A 19,204-nucleotide genomic window follows, 5' to 3' on the forward strand; every position below is an offset into this window, starting at 1 on the left:
GTAGGCCATCGCCGGTCGGGAGGTGGCGGAGGTCAAGGGGGTGTCCTTTCCTGGGGCGGTGGGCGGCTGCGCGCGTACGCGGCCGGTCAAGGGAACCGGGCCGCGCGGCCGGAGCCGCGTTCGATCTCGACGCAGTCCTGGTAGCGGGGCAGCAGACCGAGGGCCTGGGCCTCGGAGGCGGTGCGGGCCTCCCGGTCGCGGGCGGAGACGACGAGGTCGCGCGTGTCACCCAGGGGCAGTCCGAGGGCGGGGTCCAGGGCCGACACGGCGTACTCGTCGTCGCCCACGTACTCGCCCGAGAGCATGTAGCACATGGCCGTGCCGTCCCGCAGGGAGAGGAAGGCGTGCCCGACACCGAGAGGGAAGTAGACGGCGCTCGGGTGGTCCGCGTCGAGCGTGACCGCGTCCCAGGCCATGAAGGTGGGCGATCCGACGCGGAGGTCCACCATGATGTCCAGGGCCTTGCCGTGGGCGCAGTAGACGTACTTCGCCGTCCCGGGCGGGGTACGGGTGTAGTGCACGCCTCTGAGCACGTCGCGCCGTGAGGTGCTGCAGTTGGCCTGTCCGATCGCCGGGAACGGATGGCCGACAGCGGCGGTGAACACGCTCTCCTGGAAGGGGGCGGTGAATCTGCCCCGCTCGTCGGGGAAGGCGTCGGGTTCGAACGCGAAGGCACCCTCGACCTTCAGTGCGCGGTATTTCATGGACTTCCCTCCGTGGGGACGCTCGGCGAACTGCGGCGGACGGGAACTCGGTGGGAGGGACCGCCTCTCAGCGGTCCCACCAGGACCTGTGGCGGCGGTACCACTCCACGGTCCGGGCGAGACCGGCGTCGAAGTCGACCCGGGGCCGATAGCCGCACTCCGCGCGTGCCTTGTCGTCGCGGATCGCGTAGCGCAGGTCGTGTCCCTTGCGGTCAGGGACCTGGCGCACCGCATGCCAGTCACGTCCGCAGGCGTCCAGCAGCAGGCCGGTGAGCTCGCGATTGGTCAGTTCGGTGCCGCCGCCTATGTTGTAGATCTCGCCGGGCCGCCCCTTGAGCCGGACGGCGTCCACGCCCCGGCAGTGGTCCTCGACGTGGAGCCAGTCGCGGACGTTGCGGCCGTCGCCGTACAGCGGCACGTCACGGCCGGTGAGCAGCCGGGTCACGAACAGCGGGACGACCTTCTCGGGGTGCTGACGGGGGCCGTAGTTGTTGCTGCAGCGGGTGACGCGGACGTCGAGGCCGTGGGTGCGGTGGAAGGACAGGGCGAGGAGGTCGGAGGCGGCTTTGGACGCGGCGTAGGGCGAGTTGGGGTCGAGGGGGTCGGTCTCGGACCGCGCGCCGGTCTCGACGGAGCCGTACACCTCGTCGGTGGAGACGTGCACGAAGCGGTCCACGCCCTGACGCAGTGCCTGGTCCAGCAGGGTCTGGGTGCCGACGACATTGGTGCGGGCGAACGCGTGGGCGTCCTCGATGGACCGGTCGACGTGGGACTCGGCCGCGAAGTGCACCACCTGGTCCGCGCCGGCCATGGCCTCGGCGACGGTCCCGGGGTCGCAGATGTCGCCCCGCACGAAGGTCAGCCGGGGGTCGGCGAGGTCGAGGTTGTCCAGCCGGCCCGCGTAGGTGAGGCTGTCCAGCACCGTCACCCGGGAGACGTCGAGGGTGCCGGCGGTCCCGTCCAGCAGCATCCGGGTGTAGGTGGAGCCGATGAAGCCGGCGCCGCCCGTGACGAGCAGGTTCACAGGTCCTCCGGGAGGGTCGGGGGCCAGGCGTCCGGGGTGTGGGCACGGGCCTGTTCCATGACGTAGCGGCCGTAGGGGGACTGGCGCATGGCGGCGCCCAGCCGGTGGCACTCGTCCGCGTCGATGAAGCCCAGGTACAGGGCCACCTCCTCGACACAGCCGATGCGTACCCCTTGGCGTCGCTGCACGTCGCGGACGAACTGGGCGGCCTCCAGCAGGGTTTCGTGGGTGCCGGTGTCGAGCCAGGTGACGCCCCGGCCCAGCCAGACGAGGTCGGCGCGGTCCTGTTCCATGTAGGCGCGCAGGACATCGGTGATCTCCAGCTCGCCCCGGGCGGAGGGGGTGAGGCCCTTGGCGATGTCCACGACCTCGTCGTCGAAGAAGTAGAGCCCGGGGACGGCCAGGTGGGACCGGGGGCGGGCGGGTTTCTCCTCGATGGACACAAGGCGGCCCCGGGCGTCGACCTCGGCGACGCCGAACCGTTCCGGGTCGGCGACCTGGTGGCCGAAGAGGACGCAGCCGCGCAGGCGGTGGGCGCTGCGGCGCAGCAGGGAGGGCAGGTTGGCGCCGTGGAAGAGGTTGTCGCCCAGGATCAGGGCGCAGTCGCCGCCGGTGATGTGGTCGGCGCCGACCAGCAGGGCGTCGGCGATGCCGCGCGGCTCGTCCTGGACGGCGTAGTCGATGGTCATGCCCAGGTGGCTGCCGTCGCCCAGCAGGGCGCGGAACAGGTCGAGTTCGGCGGGGCGGGTGACGAGGAGGATGTCTCTGATACCGGTGAGCATGAGGATGGAGAGCGGGTAATAGATCATCGGCTTGTCGTAGACCGGCACCAGCTGTTTCGATCCGACGGCCGTCAGCGGCAGTAGTCGAGTTCCGTTCCCGCCCGCGAGGACAATTCCTTTCATGGCGCCTCGTACACCGATCGGGAAAACAATTCTGTTCACTCCCCACGTCGAGAACGGTCCCGCACCACGAAGGCGCGACGGACAGGCAGGGGAATGTTCTCCATTCGTGAGGGGAAATGGGAAGGGCCACGGGGCTGCGGTGACCCTTAAAAGTGCGTACTCCCCCTTACGCAAACCCCTAGTTCAGAGCGCCCACCCGGCTCCCGACCCCTAGAAACGCAACGGAACCGACTCGACCCGGCCCGCGCCGGATAGCTTCGCAGCGCATTCACTGTGCCCTCTCACGCTCGCGCACTTGACAGGGAGTCAGGAAATGGACGTAGCTGCGAATATTCACCGGTTCCCGATGGCCGAACCCGTCGGCTTCGCATATCCTCCCTGCTACCGAGAACTCCAGGAGAACGAGCCGCTGGCCCGCGTCCGGATGGCTTACGGCATGGAGGCGCGGCTGATCACCCGGCACGCGGACGTCCGGGCGGTGCTGGCCGATCCCCGGTTCAGCAGGGCCGCGACGGCGGGTGTGGACATTCCCCGGTCGTCGCCGGTGATGCTGCACGACGCGTCGATCGTCACCATGGACCCGCCGGAGCACACCAGGCTGCGGCGGATGGTCGCCCAGGCGTTCACCAAGCGCGGTGTCGAGGCGATGCGGCCACGCGTCGTCGAGTCGGTGGCGCGGCTGCTCGACGCCATGGAGGAGCAGGGGCCGCCCGCCGATCTGGTGACCGCGCTGGCCCAGCCGCTCCCCATCCTCGCGATCTGCGCCCTGTTCGGCGTGGTCGACGACCGCAGTGACACCTTCCGTGAGCTGGCGCACACCATGTTCACCGGCACCGAGCAGACAGCGGTGGAGTCGGCGTTCGGCGAGATCATGGCCATGATCACCGCGCTGGTCGCCGAGCGCCGGCGGACCGCGTCCGAGGATCTGCTCGGCCGGCTCGTATCGGCCTGTGACGACGACGACCGGCTCAGCGAGGAGGAGCTCGTCGGCCTCGCCCTCGCCCTGCTGGTGGGCGGGTTCGAGAACAGCGCCCAGGAGATCGCCAACTGCGCGGCCCTCGTGCTGCGCAGCCCCGACCATCTGGCGGAGCTGCGGGCCAGGCCCGATCTCGTCCCGTCGGCGGTCGAGGAGGTGCTGCGCTTCGCGCCGCTGTCGGTCACGGGCGGTCTCGTGCGGATCGCGGTCGACGACGTCGAACTCGGCTCCGGCACCATCCGCAAGGGCGAGGCCGTGATCATCGACACGCAGTCCGCCAACCTCGATCCCGCCGTGTTCGACGACCCGACCGAGATGGACATCCACCGCTCACCGAACCCGCATCTCATCTTCGGCCACGGCGCCCACCGCTGTATCGGCGCCGAGCTCGCCCGGATGGAACTCCAGGTCTCCCTCGGGTCGTTGCTCCAGCGCTTCCCCCGGCTGGCGCTCGCCGTCCCGGCGGAGGACATCCCGTTCACCGGGGGAATGCTGCGCGGTCCCGCCTGCCTGCCCGTCACATGGTGATCGGGGCGCGGACCGAGGCGAACGGGCGGCTCGGGGAAGCGGAGTTCGCCGACTGGTTCGCCGAACGCGCCCGGGTCAACGAGCAGCGGGTGGAGCCGATCCCGTTCTCGGCGCTGTCGGGCTGGGACTTCGACCCCGCCACGGGCGATCTTCGGCACCACACCGGCCGGTTCTTCAGCGTACGGGGGCTGTGCGTGCGGGGGGCCGGCCCCGAGGGCCGGGACGGCTGGTCTCAGCCCATCATCGACCAGCCGGAGATCGGCGTCCTCGGCATCCTCGCGCGGACCGTCGACGGAGTGCGGCACTTCCTGCTCCAGGCGAAGGCGGAACCCGGCAACGTGGGCGGCATCCAGCTCTCCCCCACCGTGCAGGCGACCCGCAGCAACTACACACGGGTGCACCGGGGCGGATCCGTCCGCTATCTGGAGCACTTCACCGACCGCCGGGGCCAGGGCCGTGTCCTGGTCGACGTCCTCCAGTCCGAACAGGGCTCCTGGTTCCTGCGCAAGCGGAACCGCAACATGATCGTCGAGGTGGACGAGGACCTACCGGTCCACGACGACTTCCGCTGGCTCACCCTCGACGAGATCAGGACCCTGCTCCACCGCGACAACCTGGTCAACATGGACGCCCGTACGGTCCTGTCGTGTCTGCCCCCCGAGCACCCCGGCGGCGAGCGCGGCGCCCTGCACTCCATGACGGAGCTGTCGAGCTGGTTCACCGAGGCCAAGACACGCTGCGAGCTGACGGCCGGCGTCGTCCCGCTCGACCGTGTCACCGGCTGGACCCGGACCGCGACCGAGATCGCGCACGACGCGGGCGGGCGCTTCCGCATCATCGCCGTGGACGTCACCGCGCCGCACCGTGAGGTGCCGTCGTGGACCCAGCCGATGCTGGCCCCCTGCGCCCGGGGGCTCGCGGTCCTGCTCCGCCGCCGGTTCGGAGGCGTCCCGCACTACCTGATGCAGGCGCAGGCCCAGGAGGGCTGCCTGGACAGGCTGGAGATCGGCCCCACCGTGATGTGCGTGCCGGACGAGCAGGCCTCTCTGCCGCCCGAGCGACGCCCGCCCCTTCTCGACCTGTTCCACGCCCTCCCCCCCGACCGGATCCGCTACGACCGTCTCCAGTCCGAGGAGGGCGGACGGTTCTTCGCCGCGGAGAACCGGTATGTGATCGCCGAGCTGGACGACGACTTCCCGACGGACGTGCCGCCCCGGTACTGCTGGATGACGGTGAGGCAGCTGAAGGAACTGCTGCGGCACAGCCACTACGTCAACATCGAGGCGCGCACCCTCGTGGCGTGCGCGGAGGCCATCGGATGAGCGCCCCCGTCCGTGTCGGCGTACTCGGCTGCGCGGACATCGCCTGGCGGCGGATGCTGCCCGCGATCGTCGCGGAACCGAGAACACGGCTGGTGGCGGTGGCCGGCCGGAACGCGGCCAAGGCGCGCCGGTTCACCGACCGCTTCGGCGGGGAACCCGTCGAGGGGTACGAGGCACTGCTCGCCCGGACCGACCTCGACGCCGTGTACATCCCGCTGCCCACCGGTCTGCACGCGCGGTGGGCCGTCGAGGCGCTGCGCCGCGGGTTGCACGTCCTGGTGGAGAAGCCGCTCGCGACCAGCCGGGCCGAGGCCGTGGAGATGCTCGGCACGGCCCGTGGCGCCGGGTTGTGCCTGATGGAGAACCTCATGTTCGTCCACCACCGCCAGCACGAGGAGGTACGGCGGCTCGTCGCGAAGGGCGAGATCGGCCAGGTGCGTTCCCTCAGCGCCGCGTTCGGCATTCCCCCGCTGCCGGCCGGCGACATCCGTCACCGCGCCGACCTCGGCGGAGGCGCCCTGCTCGACGTCGGCGTGTACCCGCTGCGGGCGGCGCGACTGCTGCTCGGTCCCCGACTCGAGCCGGTCGGCGCGGTGTCGCGGATCGACCCGGCGCTCGGCGTGGACGTGGCGGGCCATGTCCTGCTCACCACCCCGGACGGGGTCACCGCCGAGCTGTCGTTCGGGTTCGAGCACGCGTACCGCTGCTGCTACGCCCTGTGGGGCAGCGCCGGCCGGATCTTCCTGGACCGCGCCTTCACCCCACCACCGACCCACCGTCCCGTCGTCCGGCTGGAGAAGCAGGACCTCGTCCAGGAGGTCACGCTGCCGGCCGACGACCAGTACGGGGCCGTCGTCCGCGGCTTCGCGGCGGCCGTGCTGGACGGTGTGCCGCCACGGGACGGGGCGGAGGAACTCCTCGCCATGGCCGACCTGGTGGACCGGGTCCGGGCGTGTGCGCGGGTGATCCGCTAGGGCGTGTTGCGAAAGTCCCGTCGTTCGCCCGAAGGGCGGGCCTCGCGGCGTCAGGTGCGTGCTCTCGGCGTGCCGGGCGGAAGCCCTCGTACTGGATGTACTTGGGCTTTCGCCCGGTGCGGCGAGAGTGCGTGCATGGCGTCGCGAGGCAGGCGGGACTTTCGCAACACGCCCTAGGCGCCCCCACCATCCGGCGGCGCCTCCCGTCCGGGCGGTGTTCTCAGGTCAGCCCGACGCGACACGGGGCAGGCCAGGACGGTGTTTCTCGAGGTAGTCACGCAACCGGGGTGAGCGCACGGCGGGCAGCCGGGCCAAGGTGGCCCCGAAGGCCTGGTGGTGGGGCGTCAGACGGTCCAACGGGCGCGGCGGCAGAGGGTAGTCGTCACGCAGGACGCCCTCCGGGAGAACCCCTGTCGCGGGCATCGGCGAGGTCTCACCCGGGTGGACGAGGTAGGCCCAGACGCCGCTGTCCAACGGCACCACGGCCTCCTCGTCGCCCGGCGGCCGCCAGGGCGCTCCCGTGAGGGGGTGGCGGGGGACGAGGAGGACATCGGGACGGGGCCGGGGCAGGTGGATCCCCGGGCCGGCCGGCCCCACGGAGCGGGGATCGGGCCCGGCGGGGAGGTACCGGCCGACGGCGTGGCCGAGCAACTCGGCGACGGGACCGGCGGGGAGACGCACCGGGTGGCCCTCGGTGACCGCCACGAGATGGGCCAGTGCGACACCGATCGCCGCCTCCCAGCGACGGCTCCACGATCCGTCGGGTTCGACGGGCGGCACGCGGTGCTCGGCGCGCAGCAGATCGTCCCAGTCGGGAGGCGGGCCTGCCGTGAGTCCCGAGGGGCGACGTACGACCGTGTCGGGCTCCAGCCACACCGTCTGCCACATTCCGCAGTCGTCCATGCGGGTCGCCACGGCCCGTCCGCACCCCTCGCACGCCAGGTTGGGGCCGGCCCTGCCGTCCACGCCCCGGCAGTAGCCCTCGCACCTGTCGGGGATCAGGGTCATGGACCGGGAGTCGCCGGGGGCGATGACGATCCTGTCGCGCGCTCCGAAGGACACCCGGTAGACCGGCGCGAACACACCCCGCCGAGCGGCCTCGTCCGCCCCGACCTCCTCCCACGACCGCCAGGGCGGTCCGGTGGGCAGGGGGTCGACCGCGTACGTCGCGGGCTCCATCAACGGAGGGTGGAGTTCCTCCCACCCGCCGTAGTACGTGTGGCCGGGGAGGGCGACCCGGGACACCGGCGCCGTCAGCTCCGTACCGCACGCGGCACACTCGAACACGTCCAAACAAGCTCCCCCTGGCCCCGGTTCCCGGGGGATTGTGTCTCGCCCGCGGGCGGGGAATCCACCGGGTTTCCGGACTGCGGGCGGGGAATCCACCAGGTTCCGGGCTGCCGGAACGCGTCGCGGGGTGCTTCCTCGCGTCGGTGCTCAGCCGTCGTGGGCGGTCAGCCAGTCGTGGACGGTGCGTGCGGTGGTCTCCCCGTGTTCCTCGATCATCGAGTGGTGGTCGCCGGGTACGTCCATCACGTCCAGGGGGACGGGCCAGACGGACTGCCACTCCTCGGGGCTCCTGTGCGGGTGGTCGGGGTCGACGGCGATCATCTCGGAGGCGCGGACCAGGAGCGCGGGGGTGGTGAGGGGGCGCGGTCGCCAGGTCTCGAAGAGCGAGAAGTACGAGGCCATGGCGGTGAGCCGCAGGCCGGTCATCCGGCCGAACTCGGCCTCGCGTTCGAGGGAACGCGACTCCATGGCGTGGACGATGTAGTCGGTCTGCGGGGTGCCGGCCACATAGGTGTCCAGCATGACGACACCGGTCGCGGGAGTGCCGAGTTCTTCGAGGCGGGCGGCCACCGCGTAGGCGAGCGAGCCGCCGGAGGAACGGCCGGCGAGGGCGAACGGGGCGCCGTCCAGGGCTCGGACGATGGTGCGGGCCGCGTGGTCGACCGCCGCCTCCACGTTGCCGGCGACCAGTTCGTCGGCGACGAAGCCCGGCATCATCAGCGAGTGGGTGTCCCGCAGCCCGCGCAGCGGCCTCGCGAGGGCGACGAACTCCTGGTCGCTGGCCCACACCGAGGTGGACGGCAGGCCGACGAGGGCCGGGTGGCCGGCGGCGCCTTCGCCGAGTTTGACCAGTCCCGGTGCCTTGCCGACCGTGTCGGGCGAGGTGAAGGCGGGGCGCAGCCCGGCGGAATTCATGAGGACCTTGCCGGCCTGGTCGTAGCGGCCGACGGTGACGGCGTGGCGGTAGAGGGCCTCGACGGCGTGGGCCACGGCGGTGGTCGGGTCCGGCGGGTCGGCGGGGGCGGCCGCCCGCGCGGGTGCCGCGTCCGGCGCGGGCGTGGTGAACCGACGGTTCAGGGCGGCGGCCAGGTCCCCGGGGGTGGGGTGGTCGAAGACGAGGGTGGGTTGCAGTCGTAGTCCGGTGGTGGTGGCGAGCCGGTTGCGGAGTTCCACGGAGGTGAGCGAGTCGAAGCCCAGCTCGCCGAAGGCCCGGTCCGGGGTGAAGGCGTCGGTGCCGCCGTGGCCGAGGACCCGGGCGGCCTGCGCGCACACCAGGTCCAGCAGCGCGCTCTCGCGCGCGGCCGGGTCGAGCGCGGCGAGGGCGGTGGCGCCGACCCCTTCGTCGCGTCGGACCGTGGTCCGGCGGGGCACCGTACCGCGCACCAGGGCGCGCAGGACGGCCGGGATCCGGTCGGCGGGGAAGGAGGCGGCGCCGGGGGTGAGGCGGAGCGGCACGAGGAGGGCGTCGTCCGCTGCCGTCAGGGCGTGGTCGAGGGCGGCCAGTCCCGTCTCGGCGGTGAACGGCCGGAGTCCGCTGCCCTCCAGCCGGGCCCGGTCGCCGGTGTCGAGGGCGTCGGCCATGCCGCCGGTGCCCTGCCAGGGGCCCCAGGCCAGCGCGAGACCGACCAGGCCCTGTGAGCGGCGGTGCTGGGCCAGGGCGTCGAGGAAGGCGTTGGCGGCGGCGTAGTTGGCCTGGCCCGGGCTGCCGAGCACCCCGGCGGCGGAGGAGAACAGCACGAAGGCGGTGAGATCGAGGTCCGCCGTCAGCTCGTGGAGGTGCCAGGCCGCGTCCGCCTTGGGGCGGAGTACGGCGTCGAGGCGCTCGGTGGTCAGGTCGCCGAGCAGGCCGTCGTCGACGACGCCGGCGAGGTGGACGACCCCGGTGAGGGGATGCTCGGCGGGGATGTCCGCCAGCAGCCGGGCGAGGGCGTCGCGGTCGGCCACGTCGCAGGCCGCGAAGGTGACGCGGGCTCCGGCCTCGGTGAGTTCGGCGACCAGTTCGTCCGCGCCGGGCGCCGCCGGTCCTCGTCGGCCGGCCAGCAGGAGCTGACGTACACCGTGGCGGGTCACGAGGTGCCGGGCGACCAGCGTGCCGAGGGCTCCGGTGGCGCCGGTGACTAGGACGGTGCCGTGGGGGGTCGCGCGGGAGGTGTCATGGGGGGAGGTTCCTCGCGGTGTCCCGGCGGGTTCCGGGGCGGTCGGCGGTGCGCTCGGCGGCAGCGGGGTGAGCCGGGGGACGCGGGCCTTGCCGTGGCGCAGGGCGAGTTGGGGTTCTCCGGTGGCCAGGGCGCCCGGCAGGGCGACCAGGGAGGTGTCCGCGTCGTCGAGGTCGACCAGGACCACACGGTCGGGGTGTTCCGTCTGCGCGCTCCGGGCCAGACCCCATACGGCGGCGGCGCCGGGGGCGGGGCCGGGGTCGTCCGGGCCCGTGGCGACGGCCCCGTGGGTGACGAGGACCAGCCGGGTGCCGGCCAGCCGCTCCTCGGCGAGCCAGGGGCGCAGCAGATCGAGGGTGCGCCCGGTCGCCACGTGGGCGTCGGCTCCGGCGTCGTCGTGGCCGGGCGGGTCGCAGAGGACGACCACGGTGGCGGGCGCGGGACCACCGGTGTCGATCGTCTCGGTGAGGGCGCCGCGGTCGAGGTACGGGACGACGTCCTCGCCGATCGCGGCGGCCAGCCGGGGGCGCAGTTCACGCGGGTCGAGGCCGAGCATGCCCCAGCCATCGGGCGCGGGGGCGGTGGAGAGGGGCACCGCGGGCCACTCCAGGCGGTACAGGGGCTCGGTGCGTGGCTGTGCGGACCGGGCGGCCTGGACCGGCGCGGGGGCGCGCAGGGTCAGGGTGGCGATGTCCAGGACGGGCAGGCCGTCGGGTGTGGTGGCCCGGACGCTGACCCCGCCGTCGTCCGTGGGGGTGAGCCTGACGTGCAGCTCTGCCGCGCCGGTCGCGTGCAGCCGTACGCCCGACCAGGCGAAGGGCAGTCCGGCGGGGACTGCCGTGGAGGCGGTCCGGTCCGCGCCGAGGATGCCGAGGGCGAGCGGCTGGAGGGCGGCGTCGAGGAGGGCGGGGTGCAGGGCGTGGCCGTCCTCGCCGCGGCCGGGGGTGGTCTCGCCCTCCGGATCGTCGGCGTCGGGCAGGGCGACGTGGGCGTGGAGTGCGCCGTCCGCCTGCCAGAGGGCGGTCAGGCCCTGGAAGGCAGGGCCGTAGTCCAGGCCCGCCTCGGCGGTCGCGGAGTAGAAGTCGTCCAGGGGAACGCGTCGGGCGCCGGGCGGCGGCCAGGGGGTGTTGTCCGGGGCCGGGGTAGTGAGCGGTGCGGGGGCGAGCACACCGGTGGCGTGCCGGGTCCATGGCTCTTCGGGGCCGTCGTCGGGCCGGGCGTGGAGGGTGAACGGCCGTCGTCCGTCGGTGTCCTCGGCGTCGACGGTCAGGTGGAGGGCGACGCCGCCCGTGTGGGGCAGCGGCAGGGGCGCGTGGATGACGAGTTCGTCGAGCCGGTCGCAGCCGGTGTGGCCACCGGCGTGCAGGGCCAGGTCGACGAGGGCGGTACCGGGCAGGACCGGGGTGCCGCCCAGCGCGTGTTCCGCCAGCCAGGGGTGGTCGGTGACGTCGAGTCGGCCGGTGAAGAGCAGTCCGCCGGAACCGGGCAGCGCGGTGACGGCCCCGAGCAGGGGGTGCCCCGCCGCGCTCAGGCCGACGGACGCCGCCTCCCGGCCGGCGCGGGCTCCGCCGCCGCCGAGCACGCGCAGCCAGTACCGCTGGTGCTGGAAGGCGTAGGTCGGCAGGGGGACGGTGCGGGCGTCGCCGCCCGCGAAGTACGCCTGCCAGGCGACGGGCGTGCCCCCGACGGCGAGCCGGGCGAGGGCCGTGACGAGCGCGTCGGCCTCACCGCGGTCGCCGTCGCGCAGGGCGGCCAGGCAGGTCACGGTGGACCGGGTGTGGTCGGCGGCGGTTCCGGCGGCCATCGCGGTCAGGGCGCCACCGGGGCCGGCCTCCAGGAAGGTGCGTACGCCCCGGTCGAGCAGGGTGCGCACACCGTCGGCGAACCGGACGGCGTCCCGGACGTGCCGCACCCAGTAGGCGGGGGCGCACAGGTCGCGGGCGGCGGCGGGGGTGCCCGTGACGTTGGAGATGACGGGCAGGGTCGGCTCGTGGAAGTCGACCTGGGCCAGTGCGGCTGCGAAGTCCGCGAGCATGGGCTCCATGAGCGGGGAGTGGAAGGCGTGGCTGACCGTGAGCATCCTGGTGCGGTAGCCGCGCCCGACGAACTCCGCCGCGGCGTCCAGGACGGCGTTCTCCGGACCGGACACGACGATCGAGGAGGGGCCGTTGACGGCGGCGATGCCGACGCTGCGGTCGGTGTGGGCGGCGAGCACGGCCACGACCTCGCTCTCGTCGGCCTCGACCGCGAGCATCGTGCCGCCGACGGGCAGCGCCTGCATCAGACGGCTGCGGGCGGCGACCACCCGGCAGGCGTCGGGCAGCGACCAGACACCGGCGACATGGGCGGCGACGAGTTCGCCGACGGAGTGACCGATCAACGCGTCCGGGCGGACACCCCAGCTCTCCAGCAGCCGGTACAGCGCCGTCTCCACGGCGAAGAGCGCCGGCTGTGTGAACTCGGTCCGGTTCAGCTCCGCCGCGCGTTCCGGGTCCTTCGAGAACACGACGTCACGCAGGGTTCGGCCCAGCAGCGGGTCGAAGGCGGCGCAGATCTCGTCGAAGGCCGCCGCGAACACGGGGTGGCGCGCGTACAGGTCGCGGCCCATGCCTGGCCGTTGGGAGCCCTGGCCGGGAAGGACGATCGCGAGCGGGCCCTCCCTTACGACGCCCCGGACGACGTCGGCGGCGGGCGGTGTGCCCTCGGCGAGCGACTGGAGGCCGTCGAGCAGGGCGGGCACGGTGTCGGCGACGACGGCCGCGCGGTGGGCGAGGGCGCTGCGGGTCGTGGCCAGGGAGCGGGCGATGTCGAGGGGTGCGGTGCCGGGCCGTTCGCGCAGGTCGGCGAGGAGGCGGGCGGCCTGGGCGCGGAGCGCGGCTTCTGTGTGGCCGGAGACGAGCCAGGGGACGGCGGGCGGGGTCGGGGGTGGGGTCGCGGGCTCGGTGTTGCCAGGCTTCGGGGGGTGTGGGTGGTCGGCGTCGTCGGATGCGTCGGCGGTTCGGGCCTCGGTGCACTGCGGCGACTGCGGGGGCCGGGTGTCGGCCTCCTCGGCTCCCGGCGCGTCGTGGGGCGGCGGGGCGGGCTCCGACGGCCGGTCGTCCGGGGCCTGTTCGAGGATGAGGTGGGCGTTGGTGCCGCTGATGCCGAAGGAGGATACGGCGGCCCTGCGGGGGCGGCCCGTCTCAGGCCAGGGGCGGCTGTCGGTCAGGAGGCGTACCGTGCCGGCGGACCAGTCGACCTGGCGGGTGGGCTCGTCGACGTGCAGGGTGCGGGGCAGGACGCCCTCGCGCAGTGCCAGGACGGTCTTGATGACCCCGGCGACGCCCGCCGCGTACTGGGTGTGCCCGATGTTCGACTTGACGGAGCCCAGCCACAGGGGCCGGTCGGCGTCCCGGCCCCGGCCGTAGGCCGCCAGCAGCGCCTGCGCCTCGATCGGGTCGCCGAGGCGGGTGCCGGTGCCGTGGGCCTCGACCGCGTCGACATCGGAGGGTGCCAGTCCCGCCCCGGCCAACGCCGCCTGGATGACGCGCTGTTGTGAGGGACCGTTGGGGGCGGTCAGACCGTTGGACGCGCCGTCCTGGTTGACCGCCGAGCCCCGGACGAGGCCGAGGACGCGGTGGCCGTTGCGCCGTGCGTCCGAGAGGCGTTCGAGGACGACGATGCCGACGCCCTCGCCCCAGCCGGTGCCGTCGGCGGCGTCCGCGAAGGCCTTGCAGCGGCCGTCGGGGGCGAGGCCGCCCTGGTTGGCGAACTCGGCGAAGGCTCCGGGGGTGGACATCACGGTGACGCCGCCCGCGAGAGCGAGGTCGCACTCGCCCGCCCGCAGCGCCTGTCCCGCCAGGTGCAGGGCGACCAGGGACGAGGAGCAGGCCGTGTCCACGGTGACCGCCGGGCCCTCCAGTCCGAGGACATAGGACACGCGGCCCGACATGACGCTGCCGGACGAGCTGGTCAGGGCGTAACCGCTCGCCAGGGAGGCGGAGTTCACCAGCAGGGCGCCGTACTCCTGGGGGGTGCCGCCGACGAAGACGCCGGTACGGCTGCCGCGCAGGGACAGCGGGTCGACGCCGGTGCGTTCGAGGGCCTCCCAGGAGGTCTCCAGGAGCAGTCTCTGTTGCGGGTCCATGGAGAGGGCCTCGCGCGGGGAGATCCCGAAGAACTCGGCGTCGAAGTCGCCCGCGTCGTAGAGGAAGGCCCCTTGTCCGGCGAGGGCGGTCTGCCGTCCGGGGTCGTACAGGGACAGGGCCTCCCAGCCCCGGTCGGTCGGGAAGTCCGCCATCTCGTCGGAGCCCTCGGTGACGAGCCGCCACAGGTCCTCGGGGCCGCGGACGCCGCCGGGGTAGCGGCAGGCCATGCCGACGACGGCCAGCGGATCGTCGTCCGGCGCCCGTGTCGCGGGCGGCGGGGCGGTGGTCGCGTCGGTGCCGCCGAGGAGTTCCTCGCGCAGGCGGGTCGCCAGGGCGGTGGGGGTGGGGTGGTCGAAGACGAGGGTGGCGGGGAGCCGGAGGCCGGTGGCCGCGTTGAGCCGGTTGCGGAGTTCGGTCGCCGTCAGTGAGTCGAACCCGAGGTCCTTGAACGGGCGGTGGGCGGCGAGCTCCGCCGCGTCCGCGTGACCCAGCACCGACGCGGCGCGTGACCGCACCAACTCCAGCAGGGCGGCACGCCGTTCGGGCTCGCTCAGGGCGGTGAGGGTGGCGCGCAGCCGTCCGGCGGCGGTGCCGTCGCCGTCGCTCGCGCCGTCGGTGTCGGGCCGGTCGCCGCGCAGGGCGCGGGCGGCCTCGGGGATCTCCTCGATCAGCGGACGGCGGCGGGCGAGCGCGTAGACGGGGGCGAACCGCTCCCAGTCCATGTCGCTCACGGTCAGCGTGGTCTCGCCCCGCTCGACGGCCTCCCACAGGACGTCGACGGCCGACTCCGGCCGCATCGGCCGGACCCCCATGCGTTCCAGTTGTCCGGCGAGCCCGGGGAAGCTGTCCAGCATGCCGCCGTCGGCCCAGCCGCCCCAGGCGACGGAGGTGGCCGTCAGACCACGCGCGCGCCGCTCGTGCGCGAGACCGTCGAGGTAGGCGTTGGCCGCCGCGTACGTACCGTTGCCCGCACTGCCCCAGACCGCCGCGCCGGAGGAGAACAGCACGAACGCGTCCAGGTCCAGACCGGCCGTCAGCTCGTCCAGATTCCGCGCGCCCCGCACCTTCGCCGCCGTACCGTCGGCGAACTCCCGTGGCTCGACGTCGAGCACTGGTCCGTAGCTCGTGGAGCTTGCGGTGTGCAGTACGGCGGTGAGTGGCCACCGCTCCGGTGTCGCGGCCAGGACGGCGGCGAGGGCGTCGCGGTCGGCCACGTCGCACGCCGCGAACGTCACCTCCGCGCCCAGGGCCCGCAGTTCCTCCGCGAGTGCCTCGGTTCCCGCTGCGGCCGCGCCGCGGCGGCTGAGCAGCAGCAGGTGTTCCGCGCCCTCGGCGGCCAGTCGGCGGGCGAGGTGGGCGGCGATCCCGCCGGTGCCGCCCGTGATGAGCACGGTGCCGCGCGGCTTCCACGGCCGGACGGGCCCACGGTCGGTGAGGGGTGCGCGCACCAGCCGTCGGGCGTAGACGGCGGATCCGCGGATCGCGAGCTGGTCCTCGCCCCGCGCCGCCCCCGCCAGCAGGGCGGCCAGCAGTGCGGGGGTGCTCTCGCTCCAGGTGGCGGGCAGGTCGATCAACCCGCCCCACCGGTCCGGCTGTTCCAGGCCGACGACCTGTCCGAGTCCCCACAGCTGCGTGGCCGTGCCGCGTACGGCATCGCTCGTGGCAACGGCGGCACCGGCCCGCGTCAGCCACCACAGCGGCGCGTGCACGCCGGTGGCGTGGAGACGGCGTACGAGGACGAGGGCGTCGTCGGCGGCCTCCAGGAGGGACACGACCCCCGAGTACGCGCCCTCGACAAGGCCGTCGGGGGCCGTGGCGACGTCCACCTCGGCTCCTGCGGTGCGCAGCGCCTCGGCCACCTCTCCCCCGTCGCCGTCGGCGACGACCACCAGCCATCGGCCCGACGGTGGGGTGGCGGCGGCCGGGTTGATCCGCCGCCAGGCCACCCGGTACCGCCAGGCATCGACGGCCCGGGCCGCCGTGGCCCCGGTGGGGGCGGGCGGCTCGGCCCAGAACCGCTGGTGCTGGAAGGCGTAGGTGGGCAGGTCGACGGTCCGGGCACCGGTGCCGGCGAAGCAGGACCGCCAGTCGACGGGCGCCCCGCACACGTACGCCTCGCCCAGGGACAGCAGCATGCGACGCGGGCCGCCCTCGCCCCGGCGGAGCGTGCCGGTGACGGCGACCTGGCGTTCGGCGGCCTCGGCCGTGTCCTGCACCGCGCCCGTCAGCACGGCGTGCGGGCTGACCTCGACGAAGAGGTTGTGCCCCTGCTCCAGCAGTGCGCGCGTGGTCTCCTCGAACCGCACCGGCTGCCGGAGATTGCGGAACCAGTACGCGCCGTCGAGCCCGGCCGTGTCGAGACGGCCGCCGGAGACGCAGGAGTGGAACGCCACCCGCGACGACGCCGGTGCCACGGGGCTCAGCAGCTCCGCCAACTCCTCGCGGATCGCGTCCACATGGGAGGAGTGCGAGGCGTAGTCCACGGCGATGCGGCGCGCCCGCACCCCGGTCTCGTCGGCCCAGGAGAGCAGTTCGTCGAGGGCTCCGGTGTCGCCCGCGACCACGACGGAGGCCGGGCCGTTGACCGCCGCGAGGTCGATCCGCCCGTCCCAGCGTGCGAGCGCCTCGCGTGCCTCGTCGGCGGGGAGTTGGACGGAGACCATGCCACCCCGGCCGGAGAGCGCGAGGATCGCCTGCGCGCGCAGCGCGACCACCCGGGCGCCGTCCTCGAGGGACAGGGCTCCGGCGACGACCGCCGCCGCGATCTCGCCCTGGGAGTGCCCGACCACCGCCGCCGGCTCCACGCCGTACGACCGCCACACCTCCGCAAGCGACACCATCACCGCCCACAGCACGGGCTGGACCACGTCGACCCGCGTCAACTCGCGGCTCCCGGTGAGGACTTCGGTCAGCGACCAGTCGACGAACGCCGACAGCGCCTCCTCGCACTCGGCCATCCGCGAGGCGAAGACCGGTGACGTCTCCCACAGTTCGACCGCCATGCCGGGCCACTGCGAGCCCTGCCCCGGGAACACGAAGACGGCTTTGGCGTGGCCACTCTCGCCGGTCACCAGGCCGGGCGCGTCGTCGCCCTCGGCCAGGGCCCGCAGCCGGTCCGTGAGGTCGTCGCGGGAGTCGGCGAGGACGACGGCGCGGTGGGCGAGGGCGGCGCGTGTGGTGGCGAGGGAGTGTCCGATGTCGGCGGCGGTGGCGGTGGGGTGCCCGGTCAGGTGGGCCAGGAGGCGGTGGGCCTGGCCGCGCAGGGCGGCGGCGGTGGCGGCGGAGAGCGTCCAGGGGAGCGGGCCGGTGGCGGGGCCGGGCCCCGGAGCGTCCCCGGGCTGCGGAGCACCGCCGAGTTGCGGAGCGTCGTCGGGATCGGCCCCGTGCGCGCGGCTCTGGTTCACGGGACGGCTCGGCACGTCGTCACCGCCGGGCCCGCTGCCGTCGCCAGGTCCGCTGCCGTCGCCGTCCCTGCCTGCCCGGCGGCCGCGCCCGTTCGTGGGGGCGTCCGGGGCGGCCTCGGGGGCCTCGATGGCCGGGACAGGCCCGGTGGCCGGGGCTGGCTCCGGGGCCTCCTCCAGGAGTACGTGCACATTGGTGCCGCTGATCCCGAACGACGACACACCGGCCCGCCTCGGGCGCCCCGCCTCCGGCCACTCGCGGGCCTCCGTCAGCAGTTCCACGGCGCCCGCCGACCAGTCGACCTCCCTGGACGGCTCGTCCACGTGCAGCGTCTTCGGCAGCACCCCGTGCCGCAGCGCCAGCACCGTCTTGATCACACCGGCCACGCCGGACACCGCCTGCGTATGCCCGATGTTCGACTTCAACGACCCCACGTACAGCGGCCGTTCACGGTTCTGGCCGTAGGCCGCCAGCAGCGCCTGCGCCTCGATCGGATCGCCCAGACGGGTGCCGGTGCCGTGCGCCTCCACCGCGTCCACGTCGGACGGGGTGAGGCCCGCGTTCGTCAATGCCTGCCGGATCACCCGCTGTTGGGCAGGACCGTTGGGGGCGCTCAGGCCGTTCGAGGCGCCGTCCTGGTTGGCCGCCGAGCCCCGCAGCACGGCCAGTACGGGATGTCCGTTGCGGCGCGCGTCGGAGAGGCGTTCGAGGAGGACGACGGCGGCGCCCTCGCCCCAGCCGATGCCGTCGGCGGCGTTCGCGAAGGCCTTGCAGCGGCCGTCGGCGGAGAGGCCGCGCTGGCGGGCGAAGATGACGAAACCCGCCGGGGTCGCGAGGATGCCCACCCCGGCGGCCAGGGCCAGGGAGCAGTCGCCTTGGCGCAGCGACTGGCCCGCGAGGTGCAGGGCGACGAGGGAGGAGGAACACGCGGTGTCGACGGTGACCGCCGGGCCCTGCAGCCCCAGGGAGTACGAGACCCGACCGGACATCACGCTGCCGGTGCCGCCGGTGATGGCGTAGCCCTGGTCCTCGACGGAGTCCATGAGCAGGGCGCCGTAGCCGGTGGGCAGGCCGCCGACGAAAACTCCGGTGCGGCTGCCGCGCAGCGACAACGGGTCGATCCGGGCCCGTTCGACCGCCTCCCAGGACGTCTCCAGGAGCAGTCGCTGCTGGGGGTCCATCGCGAGGGCCTCGCGCGGCGAGATCCCGAACAGGGCGGGGTCGAAGTCACCGGCGTCGTAGAGGAACGCGCCGTCCCGCGTGTAGGTCTTGCCCGGCTTGTCGGGGTCGGGATCGTAGAGGTCGTCGAGATCCCAGCCACGGTCGGTGGGCAGTCCGCCGACGGCGTCCACCTCGTCGGCGACGAGCTGCCACAGCTTCTCGGGCGAGTCGGCGCCGCCGGGCAGACGACACGCCATGCCGATGACGGCCAGCGGCTCGCGCCCCTTGTCCTGGGACTCGCGCAGCCGGTCGCGGGTCTGCTGCAACTCCGCCGTGACCCGCCGCAGATAGGTGCGGAGCTTGTCCTCGGTCATGGTCGACTCCAGATCGGTGTGGGGGACGCGGCAGGACGGGGCGGTCGGGGTGGGCCTCAGCCGACACCCAGGTCGCGGTCGATGAGGTCGAAGATCTCGTCGTCGGTGGCGGACTCCAGGACGTCGGCCGGGTGCGTCGCCGCCGCCTGGTCCGTGGCGTCGAGACGGGCGGCCAGGTCCCGCAGCCTCCGCGCGATGTCGGACCGGGCGTCCGGGTCCAGGTGGGGTGCGGACACCGCCGGGAGCAGAGCCTGTTCCACA

8 protein-coding genes are annotated in these 19,204 nt (G+C 73.8%); 3 read left to right on the forward strand and 5 right to left on the reverse strand.

All coding sequences use genetic code 11. The features are described from left to right. Positions 1-86: 86 nt before the first annotated feature. The 3 genes from HW837_RS47105 to rfbA form a co-directional block, all read right to left on the reverse strand. Entirely contained in the window at positions 87-704 is a 618-nt protein-coding gene (locus HW837_RS47105; RefSeq protein ID WP_193382160.1) for a dTDP-4-dehydrorhamnose 3,5-epimerase family protein, read from the reverse strand. A gap of 67 nt (positions 705-771) precedes the next feature. Beyond that, complete coding sequence (gene rfbB, locus HW837_RS47110) at positions 772-1,728, reverse strand: dTDP-glucose 4,6-dehydratase (RefSeq protein WP_060886937.1); 957 nt, start codon at positions 1,726-1,728, stop codon at positions 772-774. Beyond that, on the reverse strand, positions 1,725-2,633 hold the full coding sequence (rfbA, locus tag HW837_RS47115; protein WP_045558313.1) for a glucose-1-phosphate thymidylyltransferase RfbA: 909 nt from the start codon (positions 2,631-2,633) through the stop codon (positions 1,725-1,727). Before rfbA ends, rfbB begins: the two co-directional genes overlap by 4 nt. 313 nt (positions 2,634-2,946) lie before the next feature. Here rfbA and HW837_RS47120 point away from each other — a divergent pair, with 313 nt between their 5' ends. The 3 genes from HW837_RS47120 to HW837_RS47130 are packed head-to-tail and all read left to right on the forward strand — an operon-like array spanning position 2,947 to position 6,433. Further along, positions 2,947-4,137 (forward strand): cytochrome P450, encoded by a 1,191-nt coding sequence (locus HW837_RS47120; RefSeq protein WP_064744227.1) that lies wholly within the window; start codon positions 2,947-2,949, stop codon positions 4,135-4,137. Beyond that, entirely contained in the window at positions 4,131-5,459 is a 1,329-nt protein-coding gene (locus tag HW837_RS47125; RefSeq protein ID WP_193382161.1) for an NDP-hexose 2,3-dehydratase family protein, read from the forward strand. Before HW837_RS47120 ends, HW837_RS47125 begins: the two co-directional genes overlap by 7 nt. Next, positions 5,456-6,433, forward strand: a complete 978-nt coding sequence (locus HW837_RS47130; RefSeq protein WP_060886940.1) for a Gfo/Idh/MocA family protein — start codon at positions 5,456-5,458, stop codon at positions 6,431-6,433. Before HW837_RS47125 ends, HW837_RS47130 begins: the two co-directional genes overlap by 4 nt. A 225-nt stretch (positions 6,434-6,658) precedes the next feature. On the opposite strand, the gene HW837_RS47135 is transcribed toward HW837_RS47130, so the two are convergent. Both HW837_RS47135 and HW837_RS49470 read right to left on the reverse strand, forming a co-directional pair. Beyond that, positions 6,659-7,726 carry a hypothetical protein gene (locus tag HW837_RS47135; protein ID WP_193382162.1) on the reverse strand — a complete coding sequence of 356 codons (1,068 nt, stop codon included), beginning with the start codon at positions 7,724-7,726 and terminating at the stop codon, positions 6,659-6,661. A gap of 144 nt (positions 7,727-7,870) precedes the next feature. After that, positions 7,871-19,003: an SDR family NAD(P)-dependent oxidoreductase gene (locus HW837_RS49470; RefSeq protein WP_408994923.1), complete on the reverse strand. Its 11,133-nt coding sequence runs from the start codon at positions 19,001-19,003 to the stop codon at positions 7,871-7,873. Between the last annotated feature and the right edge of the window lie 201 nt (positions 19,004-19,204).

The organism is Streptomyces caniscabiei (assembly GCF_014930365.1).
Classification (GTDB): Bacteria; Actinomycetota; Actinomycetes; order Streptomycetales; family Streptomycetaceae; genus Streptomyces; species Streptomyces caniscabiei.

What these genes read in the sequence shown, in the direction of transcription:
- rfbA (WP_045558313.1), bottom strand. Translation starts at nt 2,633, where the DNA reads ATGAAAGGAATTGTCCTCGCGGGCGGGAACGGAACTCGACTACTGCCG.
- HW837_RS47130 (WP_060886940.1), top strand. Translation starts at nt 5,456, where the DNA reads ATGAGCGCCCCCGTCCGTGTCGGCGTACTCGGCTGCGCGGACATCGCC.
- HW837_RS47105 (WP_193382160.1), bottom strand. Translation starts at nt 704, where the DNA reads ATGAAATACCGCGCACTGAAGGTCGAGGGTGCCTTCGCGTTCGAACCC.
- HW837_RS47120 (WP_064744227.1), top strand. Translation starts at nt 2,947, where the DNA reads ATGGACGTAGCTGCGAATATTCACCGGTTCCCGATGGCCGAACCCGTC.
- HW837_RS47125 (WP_193382161.1), top strand. Translation starts at nt 4,131, where the DNA reads ATGGTGATCGGGGCGCGGACCGAGGCGAACGGGCGGCTCGGGGAAGCG.